The organism is Pseudomonas sp. OTU750018, assembly GCF_011636575.1.
Taxonomy (GTDB): domain Bacteria; phylum Pseudomonadota; class Gammaproteobacteria; order Pseudomonadales; family Pseudomonadaceae; genus Aquipseudomonas; species Aquipseudomonas peli.
Window position 1 is genome coordinate 227721 of sequence record NZ_JAAPAU010000003.1, and the last position, 12200, is coordinate 239920.

The 12200-nt window shown below is 60.1% G+C and carries 9 protein-coding genes; 4 read left to right on the top strand and 5 right to left on the bottom strand.

What is annotated here, in order from left to right; genetic code table 11:
• Window positions 1-102: 102 nt before the first annotated feature.
• The 4 genes from HCI85_RS16585 (at window position 103) to HCI85_RS16600 (ending at window position 6280) form a co-directional block, all read left to right on the top strand.
• The gene (locus tag HCI85_RS16585; RefSeq protein WP_108490538.1) at window positions 103-621 is read left to right on the top strand and encodes an Hcp family type VI secretion system effector; all 519 of its coding nucleotides are present in this window, start codon (window positions 103-105) and stop codon (window positions 619-621) included.
• 189 nt (window positions 622-810) lie between these two features.
• Window positions 811-2862, top strand: a complete 2052-nt coding sequence (gene tssI / locus HCI85_RS16590) for a type VI secretion system Vgr family protein (RefSeq protein ID WP_167146150.1) — start codon at window positions 811-813, stop codon at window positions 2860-2862.
• A gap of 5 nt (window positions 2863-2867) precedes the next feature.
• The gene (locus tag HCI85_RS16595) at window positions 2868-3698 is read left to right on the top strand and encodes a DUF4123 domain-containing protein (protein WP_241693799.1); all 831 of its coding nucleotides are present in this window, start codon (window positions 2868-2870) and stop codon (window positions 3696-3698) included.
• A gap of 17 nt (window positions 3699-3715) precedes the next feature.
• Window positions 3716-6280: a LysM peptidoglycan-binding domain-containing protein gene (locus HCI85_RS16600; RefSeq protein WP_167146154.1), complete on the top strand. Its 2565-nt coding sequence runs from the start codon at window positions 3716-3718 to the stop codon at window positions 6278-6280.
• 31 nt (window positions 6281-6311) lie between these two features.
• Here the strand turns inward: HCI85_RS16600 and HCI85_RS16605 are convergent, their stop codons facing one another.
• The 5 genes from HCI85_RS16605 to HCI85_RS16625 all read right to left on the bottom strand — a co-directional run bounded on the left by HCI85_RS16605 (window position 6312) and on the right by HCI85_RS16625 (window position 12093).
• Window positions 6312-7313 carry a formylglycine-generating enzyme family protein gene (locus HCI85_RS16605; protein WP_167146157.1) on the bottom strand — a complete coding sequence of 334 codons (1002 nt, stop codon included), beginning with the start codon at window positions 7311-7313 and terminating at the stop codon, window positions 6312-6314.
• 127 nt (window positions 7314-7440) lie between these two features.
• Entirely contained in the window at window positions 7441-8055 is a 615-nt protein-coding gene (locus HCI85_RS16610; protein ID WP_167146159.1) for a hypothetical protein, read from the bottom strand.
• Window positions 8052-9302 (bottom strand): peptidyl-prolyl cis-trans isomerase, encoded by a 1251-nt coding sequence (locus HCI85_RS16615; RefSeq protein ID WP_176600651.1) that lies wholly within the window; start codon window positions 9300-9302, stop codon window positions 8052-8054. The genes HCI85_RS16610 and HCI85_RS16615 overlap by 4 nt, the downstream gene beginning before the upstream one ends.
• A gap of 1 nt (window position 9303) precedes the next feature.
• Window positions 9304-10293, bottom strand: a complete 990-nt coding sequence (locus HCI85_RS16620; RefSeq protein WP_167146162.1) for a phospholipase — start codon at window positions 10291-10293, stop codon at window positions 9304-9306.
• A 153-nt stretch (window positions 10294-10446) separates the two neighbouring features.
• On the bottom strand, window positions 10447-12093 hold the full coding sequence (locus tag HCI85_RS16625; protein ID WP_167146164.1) for a Na/Pi cotransporter family protein: 1647 nt from the start codon (window positions 12091-12093) through the stop codon (window positions 10447-10449).
• Window positions 12094-12200: the final 107 nt, after the last annotated feature.

The window sequence follows — 12200 nt, forward strand, 5'->3', positions numbered from 1 at the left end:
AGATACTGATTTATAAGGTTTTTATTTAATTGGCATGCTTGTCGCTATAGGGGGAGTTCCCGGATCACTGCAGATCCATGACCCAAGGCAAGGAAAGCACTCATGCCAACACCCGCGTATCTGTCCCTCGAAGGCACCAAACAAGGCCTGATCACTGCCGGCACCTTCACCGAAGATTCCGTCGGTAACATCTTCCAGGAAGGTCATGAAGACCAGATCCTGGTTCAAGCCTTCAACCACCAGGTCATCATCCCGCGTGATCCGCAATCCGGTCAGCCGACTGGCCAGCGCGTCCACAAGCCGCTGATGATCACCAAAGTCTTCGACAAATCCTCGCCGCTGATCTTCAACTCCCTGACCTCCGGTGAGCGTCTGTCCAAGTGCCGTCTGGAGTGGTACCGCACTTCCTCCACCGGTACTCAAGAGCACTACTTCACCATCGAGCTGGAAGATGCCGTGATCGTTGACGTGCAGTCGCGTATGCCGAACTGCCAGGACCCGAACATGTCGCACTTCACTCACCTGGAAGACGTTTACTTCACCTACCGCAAAATCGTCTGGACCCACGAAGTCTCCGGTACTTCCGGTTCCGACGACTGGCGTACCCCGATCTCCGCCTAAGCATTGGCTGAGTTCGTGTAATACCGCTTCGGCCAGGCTTGTCCTGGCCGCTGCGTTTTCAGTGAGACCTGCGTCGCCAAACGCTGACAGGCATCGCGTAAAACCGCGAACAGGCACGGCTGCCAGGCCAAGCCTGGTTTAGAAATGCGCAGTGGTTTGATTCATGGAACGAAACGAGAGGAACAACGAATGTTCGCCGCCGCCAACCAGACTCATTTCAGCCTGACGATCGAAGGTGTAAGCCACGACCTGCAGGTGCTCGAATTCAAAGGTCGCGAGGCGATCAGTCAGCCCTTCGAGTTCGAACTGGAACTGGTCAGCGAACGTCCTGACCTGGATCTGGAAAGCCTGCTGCATCAGGCTGCCTTTCTCGCCTTCGATCAGGCCGGACACGGCATTCACGGGCAGATCTACCGCGTCGCCCAGGGCGAATCCGGTAAACGCCTGACCCGCTACCACGTGACCTTGCGCCCGCAACTGGCGTACCTGGCACACCGCACCAACCAACGCATCTTCCAGCACCTGACGGTGGAGAAGATCATCAGCCAAGTGCTGCAAGAGCACGGCATTCAGGCCAACGCCTACCAATTCCAACTCGGCTCGATTTACCCCGAGCGCGAGTACTGCGTGCAGTACGACGAATCCGATCTGCACTTCGTCCAGCGCCTGTGCGAGGAAGAGGGTATTCACTACCACTTCCAGCACAGCGAGCAAGGCCATGTATTGGTGTTCGGCGACGACCAGACGCCGTTCCCCAAACTCGCTCCTACCGCCTATCAGCAGGACAGCGGCTTGGTCGCCGATCAACCGGTTATCAAACGCTTCGGCGTGCGCGTGGAAACCCGTTCGAGCCGGGTGACCCGCCGCGATTACGACTTCGAAAAACCCAAGCTGCTGATGGAGGCGGACGCCAAGAGTGCGTTCAAGCCCGACCTTGAGGATTACGACTACCCCGGCCGTTTTGTCGACCGCGAGCGCGGCAAACACCTCAGCCAGCGCATCCTCGAACGCCATCGCCACGACTTCGAATTGGCGCAAGGTGACGGCGACCAGCCGCTGCTGGTCAGCGGCCATTTTCTGGCACTGACCGAGCACCCGCGCGCCAGCTGGAACGACCTCTGGCTGCTCACCGAAATCCACCACGAGGGCAAGCAGCCGCGGGTGCTGGAAGAGTCGGTGACCAGTCACACCGAAGTCAGCGATGGCTTCCAGCAGGGCTACCGCAACCGCTTTACCGCTACGCCCTGGACCGTGTTGTATCGCCCGCCGCTCAACCACCCAAAACCGCGCATCCTCGGCAGCCAAAGCGCCGTGGTCACCGGGCCTGCGGGTGAAGAGATTCACTGCGACGAGTACGGCCGGATCAAGGTGCAGTTCTTCTGGGACCGCGAAGGTCAAGCCGACGACAAAACCAGTTGTTGGCTGCGTGTGAGTTCAAGCTGGGCCGGCGACCGCTACGGTGGCATCGCCATTCCGCGCGTGGGCATGGAGGTGCTGGTCACCTTCCTCGAAGGCGATCCCGATCAACCGCTGGTCACCGGCTGCCTGTACCACGCCGAACACGTGGTGCCCTACGCCTTGCCAGCGAACAAGACCCGCAGCCTGTTCAAGACCCTCAGCAGCCCCGGCGGTGGCGGCTATAACGAGCTGCGTATCGAAGATAAGAAGGGCGCTGAACAGATCTACATCCACGCCGAGCGCGACTGGGATGAAAACATCGAGCACGACCAGAAAATCCGCATCGGCAACGAACGCCACGACACGGTCGAGGCCAACAGCTACAGCGAATTCAAAGCCGAAGAACACCGCACCACCCACGCCGACCGCAAAAGCGAAATCAAAGCCAACGACCACCTCACCGTCGGCAACAACCAGCACATCAAAATCGGCACCGGCCAATTTATCAACGCAGGCCAAGAGATCCACCTGTCCAGCGGCCAGAAAGTCGTACTCGAAGCCGGCAGCGAACTCACCTTCAAAGCCGCCGGCAGCTTTATCAAACTCGATGCCAGCGGCATCACAATGGCCGGCCCGATCATCAAATTCAACTCCGGCGGCGCGCCGGGGAGTGGCTCGGGTGCGGCGCCGGTATTGCCGGGTAAGGTTAGGCCGGCGGATGCGGATAAGGCGGGGCTTACCACGGAGGCATACCTCAAACAGGCCTTGGCAGGGCATCTGTTGGTCGCCAGCGGCTGCATTTTCGATGCGCAAGGCAATTGCACGTTACACCAGCACGGATGAGCGATATGACGCAGAGCATTCCCTCCCCCTTTCTTGAGTCGCCATCGCCCTACTTGCGTTGCGTGATACTCGACGGAAGCGCCGATAAGGACTTGCTAACCAACCTTTATCAGCTCAGCAGCCAAGGTACTCCAACCTGGGAGCCACTTTTTCACGGCACTCCTTATTCCGATTTGGAAGAGAGCGGCCCGGTTCTGGTCTTGAGCGATCAACAGGACGGCTGGGAGGCCTACAGCTCAAACCTTCTAGAGCAGAGCGATGCAGGTTGCGTGCTCTATCTGGAAGATCGTCGCGACTGGGAGGCGGCTATCAAGCATTGCAAGAGCCTCCTGACCGTCCGTGTGGAAAACCAGCAGCAACAGCTAATGCGGTTCTTTGAACCGCGCTGGTTGGAGCCGCTGCTCGCTAGTCTCGGCCCAACCGAGCGTGAGAAATTCTTCGGGCCTTTTCGCGCCATGGCCTGGAGGAACGAGCTGGGCTGGCGTTATGCACAACGTTCGGGCAAGTGGGATGGCAAGGTCCAGGCAGACGGCTGGCTATGGCTGGGGCAGGATCTGCAGCAAGCCCTGGAAATGGCGCGGTTACGCATCATCGCCAAGGAGTTGGCGAATGACTATCAGGCGGCCCTGCCTTCTGCTGAGCCCGAAGATTTTGTCCATGGCGAGCTGCTTGCTGCACATGCGGCCGATTTCCATCAGAAAAGCCACTATGAACGCTGGCTGAGAATGACCCTGAGTAAGCCGAAAGGCTTCTGGAAAGAGGCCTTGACTAACGCGGTGCTGGAGCGCGACGACCTCGCTGCGGGTGAAAAATTGGACACATTGGAAGGCCTCTGACTTCAAGGACGACGGACATGACAAGCGGCAAGTCTTATATCGTGCAATCGGGCGACAGTCTCAGTGTGATTGCCAGTGAGCAGGGCACTAGCCAGGCCGAGTTGCAGCAACTTAACCCTATTATCCGCGACCCGAACAAACTTCAGGTCGGCTGGAAACTCAACTTGCCGGACAAGCCTCAACCCCCTACAGCTGATAAACCGGCTGCTTCGCCAGCTGCAAAGCCAACGTCAGCGGTCCCTGCGCCCGCAGCGCTGCCACCGGCCAAACACCAGCAAGACACCGCGAGTGCAAAAGCGCAGTGCGCGAGCCAGTGCAGTGATGAGCTGGTGGATGTCGTGCATGTAACCGGTGACGAGCATTTCTATGTACTGACTGAAGAGCAGTCCAGCTTATTAAAAGCTGAGATTAAACGCGTTCAGACTCTGATGGATGAGTTCAAGCAGATTGTCTCCAGTGCCACCGATAGCCTGTCGTGCAAGAAGGAAAAGAATCCCCAAGCCAGTTGTGCCTGCATTCGCTGCAAGAAGGCCGAGTGGGGTAAGAAAGCCGAGGCTGCTGGCCTGGTCAAGCTTGGCCCACCTCCGCCATCTCCAGCCGAGCCGCCATTGGTGACTGAGGAGGACATCCAAGGCAAGCTCCGCTCTCTGCAGCAAGCCCGCGACTGGTACGAGACATACGAGCCTTCTCTGGTTCGTGACGGCGTGCTGGGCAACGTGATGGAAAACAACTGGCCTGGTCTGAGGAATGCCAAGGTTCGTGAGCTGAATGCAGAGATCGCTGTGTTGCGTGCTCGTCTTGCTTCCGAGCCAGCGGCCTCCGGAACCACGGCCGGCGGTACGCGTCCTTCCCAGGACCACGGCCGCTCACGTACCGCTGAGTACGAGCGCGGACAACAAACCCGCACGGGTTTTGGCGTTGTTGAAGTCGCCTTGTTTAGCCAGCCGGACCGGCGCTACTACATTCCCGTGCGTTACCGCGAGCAGGTGCGTTGGACGCGTAAGGTGCGTAGCGCCGTGCTCAATGGCAAACCATTCGGCAAGGCATTGGCTGGTGAGCTTATCGAGGACATCAAGAAAGGCGTGGGTGGTGATGGCAAAGCCAGTCCCTTGGGTAAGCTGGAAGCCAAGTTGAAGAGCTGGGATGCCCCGGATAACTGCCTGCTTAATGCCTTGCACAAAGAAGCCGCGTGGTCCTCGAATCCCGACGATTCAGCGCCATACGCCGTTCAGGCAGAGGGGCATCTTTTACGCTTTGCGGCCAGTGCGAGCGCCGGTATCAACAGCTGGGACATGAAGAACGGTGAAATTGAAGTGGGCGTGAAGGGCAGTGCAGCCTTTTCCTTGGCGGAAGGTCGCGTCGCCCTTGAGTCCTACTTCCCTTCCCAGGGCGGTCGCACGGTACAGATGGCCTACAAAAATGCCCTTGGCAAGACGGTTTATCACCCTTTCGGCAGTTTTCGGCTACTAGGCAAGGTGGAGTTGTCCTGCTTTGCGGGTGCCCATGTCCAGGGTAGCGCGGGGGTGAAGGTCAATTACAAACCCACCGAGCAGCCGGCGGGTGCGACAGCGTTGCTTGGTACGCCCCACGCCTCCACCCAACTTAGCCGTGGTGGCCAGGTGGGTTTGAAGGCCGACGCCTTCGCGGGTGCGCAAGCCGGCGGTAGCCTGACCGGTGCGATTCAATGGATTGAGCCAAAAAAAGAAGGGCGTGGAAAAATTGAAGCCGGACAGGCGAATGCGTCATCCAGCTGGGGCAGCCTGGCGGAGGTCAAGGCCGAGGGTAACGTCGCGGTCGGTATTGGTGCCGGCTTCGATTTTGGCCTCAGCATCAGCAAGAACCGCCTAGCGGTGAACTGCAAGGCTAGCCTGGTATTCGGCCCCGGCGCGGGTGGCGGTTTTGCGACGGTTGCGGACTTAGAGAAGGTTTACGACCTGGCATCGTTGGTTTGTGGTGCGCTGGCGGAGGTCGATTACCGGCATTTGCTCAGTTTCGAGCCCGCCGCCTTCAACTATATCGCTTGGGGGCTCTACCAAGCGGCATCCGCCCCGCAGAATGCTGTGAAGAAAGCTTTTGAGATGAGCTACAGCGAGATGACCCAATGGTGGACGAACCGCAAAGCCCTAATAGCGGAGGCCGAGCACCTGGCGGCCAGCCTGCTGACCCATCAGGCCGTACTGCTGAAAGGGCGCAAGCTTCCCCTCAGCCAACTGCCCCCCGAAACCATCGGCCCGATGCTGTATGTATTAAGCGAGAGCTTTGTCGAGAGCCTCGAGAGCGAGCAGGAGAAGGCCATCGTTCTGCTGCTATCGCATATGCGCCGCTGGCGTCATTTTATCGAGGCCCTGGAGCATATGTCGCCTAAGGCCACCAAGGTCAATGCGATGGACAGCCTCAATCGTCTAAATGCCTTTCTGGATCGTAACCAGCAACAGCAGTTCAACCAGTTTATTGATCGTCTTGCCGTTCTGCAGGACTCAACTGTTGGCGCTACGCTAGCTTGGACGCCGGTTGCGCCACAACTGAAGCGTAACGTCATGTTGGCCGCACAGCGCAGCGGAAAATTCGATGGCCTGGCTTAGGTTAGGCCGGACTACAATCTGGCCTAACTGATTATTTGAGTGGACGCTCCGACTGGACCGAGCAGCGAAAGCTGGTCGTTGTCACATACCCTGTCTGGTCGATTGCCTCAGGCCAGCGTATGACGGTATTGGCCATGATGACCTCGCCCTCGTTAATGCCGAAGCCGCGCATGATCTTGTAGACACCCGTTTCAGGCCCCTTGGGGTTATCGAGCGGCGAGTTAGGGTAATAATCAGGGTCGTACCAGTCATTGACCCAATCTTTGGCATTGCCCGCCATGTCATACAGCCCCAACGGGTTGGGCGCGAAGCTACCCACGGGATGTGTCATGCCCTGCCAGTCGTCTTCTCGTGGTGGGTAGTTGCGCCCGAAATCCAGGGTGCCCGTGTCTGTCGGGTAGATAACGTACTGACCCCGGTTGCGGGCTGCGAACTCCCATTGTGCTTCTGACGGCAGATCGACCGGAACACCACTGAGCTCACCCAGCCATAGGCAGTAATCCTTGGCCTCCTGCCAATACCTGGTCGGGGCCGGTTTGTCCGGCGAGAAATAGTCCTGCATTTGCTCGCTGTCGCGGTATTCGGCTCCCGAGAGCGGTTTGCCGCGAATTACCTGGAACAGGTCAAAATCACCCTGACGGGTCTGGTAGCGCGATAGGTGGAAGTTGCTCAGGCGCACGGGGTGCACCCCACTGTCTTCCATGTTCTCGGTAATAACGCAGAGCTGGTCGAGTGGCACACCGCACGGCCATTCACATAACTCGGTCAGCGCACGGTCGCATGGCCAACCGAAATCGCCCATATCAAACTCACCGCCTTCGATAAACACCATCTCGTCCAGTGAGCGCACCACGGTGCGCAGCACTGCATCGTGTTGTTCGGCGGACAGGTTGGGGTGGCGCTTTGTGATCGTCGCTGCGATCGCTTTTACCTTGGCAGGGGCCAGCTTGCTACTGCTGGGAAACGGTTCTGATTGGGCGTGGCAGCCCGTTAATGCCAATAAGAGAGCAGCCAGAGACACGCGGAAGAACATTGGACGATCCTTGTCGAAGCAACATAAGCGAGAACTTAGCAGGCGAGGCGGCAAAACCCAATGGAGGCAAATTGCTGGCAGTCGTCCAGTCAGTAGTGGCATCGCAGAATGCGGTGCTAGGTCTCATTTAGTCTCTGCCAGCGGGTGGTGCCGGGCTGGATGTGTTCTCACTCTGCAACAACTCCGGCCTCTCCCTTTGCAGTTTGTTCTGCAGCATTTCCAGTTGCTCCAGCGCGGCGCGGGCTTCGTCGAGTTCGGTTTGGTTGCGTTCGCCGGATTGCGCGGCCTGTTCGATGCGTTCGCGGATGGCGGGGATCTGCTGCACGCCGCTGGCGTAGGCCATGATCTGGTCGCGGGTTTGCTGGTCTTCGAAGGCGTTGTACTGCGCCGGGTCGGCCAGCTGTGCGGCGGATGCGGGTTGACGCGGTTTCAGTTGGCCTAGGGCGGGGCTGCGTGGGTCGCCTTGGTCGGCCATTAGCTGGATCAGCATCTGTGCTTCCTGGGCATTCAGTTGCGGTTTGCTGGGCGGCTCTTTCACCGGTTTTTCTGCGGGCGCTGGGATTGCAGCGGGCTGCTGTGCCGGCAGGGCTGCGGGCATCTCTGGCAAGCGGATAGGCGGGCTGATCGGCGTTGCAGCCTGTGCTGCAGCGGCTGGCGCGGTGTCGGCCTGGGGCGTGCGCACAACGACGATGGTCACCGCCGTGATCACGCCGAGCAGGCCGATGCCGAGCCAGGCCCTCATAGTCCTTCTACCTTGGCGTTGGCCAGCAGAGCGTCGACGCGAGCCTGGAAGGCTTGAGTCAGCTGCTCCTTGGCGACGGCCTGGTTGACCTCATAGCGCACGCTCGGATCACTAAGCGGCAGTTGCTTATCCTCACGGCTACGCACCTGCACGATTTCGAAGGCGCCGTCGATCAGCATTGGTTGGGAAACGCTGTTCGCCTTCTGCAACAGGGCGGTCTTGCGCAGAAAATCCAGCTGCGCATCCTGCGGGCGAATCAGGCCGAGGTCGCCGGGTGGTGTGTTGTTCTTGGTATCCGCCAGTGAGTAACGGCGCACGGCTTCATCGAAGCTCAGATCCTGTTGCAGTTCGGCATATACCCGGTCGGCACTGGCTTGATCAGCCAGGCGGATATGGCTGGCTTGCACCTTGGCAACGTTGAGGTAGAGCTGCAGGTTGCGCTGGTAGTAGGCCTCGGCGTCCGCATCGCTGACTCGGCTGGCGCGTTCGCGCAGGCTGGCGGTTTCATGGTGAAAGTCGTTGTGCAGGCCAAGTTGATGCAGGTATTTGTGGCGGACCAGTTTGTCGCGCACCAACTGGCGGATGCCGGCCTGTTCGTCTGCACTAAATCCCTTTTCTCCAAGCTGATACCAGAGGTAGTCGCGCAGCGCCTGCTGACGCACCTGTTCGGCCAGGTACACCAGGTTGCCCTGCTGCAGCTCCACCCGGCCTTGTACGTTATCGCCCTGATACAGCTCGAGCAGATTCAGGCGTTGTTCGGCCTGACCGGGGAATTGCCAACTGATCAGTTGCACCTGCGCGGCGTCGGCTTGCTGTTGGGGGCTCAGTTGCAGGCTATCGAGCACCACGCCTTGCGTCTGCGTGGTCAGCACCTGGCGCAGGCGGGCGCTGCTCAGCGCCTGTGGCTGGCGCAGAAAGGGCCGTACATCGTGATCGAACTGGCGGCCGTAGACCTGCTCGATCAGGTTGGCAGCCTCGCGTTCGACCAAGGCATCCAGATCACTGCGGTATTTACTGTTCAGTTCGGTTTCCACCTCACGGGCCAGTAGGTGGTTTTCCGCCAGGCCCTTGCGCAGCAGGCGCAGGTCGGTATTGAATTTGACTCGGGTCACGGCCTGCTCCAGCAGGCCGATGCTCTTGCCGGGCAGGCGCTCACCGTTGATACGCATGTCCTGGCTGCCCAGGGCTGACAGGCAAATGCCAGCCAGCCCCAGTACCAGCAAACTGCGCTGGATAAGCCCGCGCACCTTACAGGCCACCCTGGCCGTAGAAGGTGTTGGCACCCTTGGTCAGCACGCTGACGGTGAGGGCGATGGACTCCGGAATCAGCTCCTTGGCCACTCGCAGGCGGGTCGCGTAGCTGGTGTCATACAGCGGTTCGGGGCGCTGGTAGGCAACCTGCGCGGTCTGGGTCAGCAGATCGCGAATCGGCTTTTGCGGATCGTAACTGCCGACGCGGTTGGCCACTGCCGCCATATTGTTCAGGCCTTCGCTGAAGTAGTGATCATCCACCCAGCCTTCCCAGCCGGAGTGACCATTGCCCGAGGTAACCCAGGCATGGTGCGGCTGCGCGACATCGCCGGTGGTGTGCAGCGAGTAACCGATGGTTTGCAGGGACGGTGCGGTCTTGAACTGATCGAACCAGTACTTGGCCAGGTTATCGATGGGCTGGAAGGCCGCCGTCTGGAAGTCGCCGTAGTGCGTCTGCCAGTTGGAGGAAGTGCCCTGGCGGTAATGCGCTTCGGTGGTGTCGAAGTCGCTCTTCTTCAGCTCGCGGTTGTACAGGTAAACCATGGCGTACCAGTCAACGTCGCCGCTCCAGCTGCCATCTACCTTGCGGTAGCGGTAGTCGTAGCCGCCGTGGTCGTTGCCGTGGGCGTCGCCCTGGCGGGCCATGTTGATAAAGTGCCAATAGGACGTGTAATTGACGATGGAGGCCGCTGCGCCATACACCGGCGCGTGCTCGTAGCCGACCCACCAGCCGCCCAGACGGGTGTCCTGGAAGTCATCGACGTCGTAGGCCGCCTGGCCAAGGATTTCCCCTGCGCGGGCTTCGCTGCCGGCTGCGCCGACGTAGAACTGGTAGGCGCGTTTCATCTCGGGTGTGGCGTGCGCCGAGTTGAGGAAGGCCAGGGCGTCCTTGACGATGTTCTTGTGTGTAGGTTGCGACCAGGCGCTGGCGTGGCTGGCACTAAAAGCCAGGCCTAGACCAACGACCAGGGAGGTGAGGGTTTTCATAGGGAAGGCGCTCTTTTGTTGTTGGAGTTGAGCAGTATTAGCGGTCATTGATGGCAGAACTGTTGCAATGCCGCACGCCAACTTAAAGCTGATGCGCTGTATTACCTCAACCCAACTAAGGTTTGGTGGTATAGACCAATTTCCATGTACGTCTTAATCCGCGCCGTTGTCTTCCTGATACAAGGCCCCTGTCTCGCTGCTTTCCAGCACCACATAGGCGCTGGCACAGAACAGTGAGTTGAGGCGCTTCATATCGGCGATCAGCTCCATGTGCAGGGCGCTGGTTTCGATGCTTTGCACCACCTGATGGTGCAGACGGCTGACATGCGCGTGCGCCAGGCGGCGTTCCTGGGTGCGGAAGCGGCGTTTTTCGCGTAGCAGCTGGCGCGCGCTTTCCTTGTCGGCGGAGAGGAACACCGAGAGGCCCAGGCGCAGGTTGGCCAGCAACTGGCCGTGCAGGGCGGTGAGTTCCTCCAGGCCGCTGTCGGAGAAGGAGTGGCGCTGGGCGGTTTTCTGATCCTGCACTTTGCCGAGCATGCGTTCGATGATGTCGCCGGCCTGCTCCAGGTTGACCGCCAGCTCGATGATCTCCGCCCAGCGCCGGCTGTCGTGCTCACTCAACACCTCGCGTGGCACCTGCGCCAGGTAGAGTTTGACCGCGCTATAGAGCGCATCGACATCGTCATCCAGGCGGCGCAGCTCTTTGCCCAGGGCGGTTTGCCCGCCACTTAGTACTTCCAGCAAATGGTTGAGCATGGTCTCGATCAGGTCGCCGATGCGCAGGGTTTCGCGCACTGCATTGGCCAGCGCCAGGCTTGGTGTTGCCAGCGCTGTAGGGTCGAGGTGGCGCGGGCGGGCGACGCCGTTTTCGTCCGGGCGATCCGGCAGCAGCCAATTACAGAAGCGCGCCATCAGCCCGACCGTGGGCAGCATCAGCACGCAGCGCAGGCCGTTGTAGAGCAGGTGAAAGCCGATCACCAGCTCCTCGGGCCGCCACTTCAGGCTGTCCAGCCAGTTGGCCAGCGGATCGAGGAGCGGCATCACTAGCAGCAGGCCGATCAGCTTATACAGGAGGCTGCCCAGGGCCACCCGGCGGCCGGCCGGGGATTGCAGGCTGCTGGTGAGAAAGGCCAGCACGCCGCTGCCGATATTGGCGCCAATCACCAGGCCGATGGCCACCGGCAGGCCGATCAAACCGGCGCCAGTCAGGGTTGCGGTGAGCAGCACGGCGGCCAGGCTGGAATAGGAAATCAGCGCAAACAGCGCGCCGACCAGCGCATCCAGCAGCAGGTCGCCAGTCAGCGAGGCAAACAGCACGCGGATGCCCTGCTCCTGAGTGATCGGCGTGGCAGCGGCAACGATCAGCTCAAGCGCCAGCAGCATCAGCCCCAGGCCGATGGCCACGCGGCCAAGCTGACCGGCGCGGGTCTGTTTGCGCGAGAGAAAGAAGATCACGCCGAGGAAAATCAGCAACGGGCTTAGCCAGCTCAGGTCGAGGGTCAGCACGCGGGCCATCAGCGCCGTGCCGACGTCCGCACCGAGCATGATCGCCAGCGCCGGGGTCAGCGCCATCAGGCCCTGGGCGACAAACGAGGTGACCAGCAGCGCGGTGGCGTTGCTGCTCTGCACCAGCGCGGTCACGCCGATACCGGCGGCAAACGCCAGCGGCCGCTTGCTGACGTTATGGCTAAGCACCTTGCGCAGGTGCGAGCCATACACCCGCAGGATGCCGGTACGGACGATGTGGGTGCCCCAGATCAGCAAGGCGACGGCAGACAGAAGATTCAGCAGGGTGAGCATGGTGCTGCTCCCTGGCGCGCCCGCCCGGTTGCAGCGTGACGCGTGGTTTTTACTTGTTATAAAGGCCCATCGTGTAGAAGTGCAGACCCTGTATGTAGCTTTAGCTG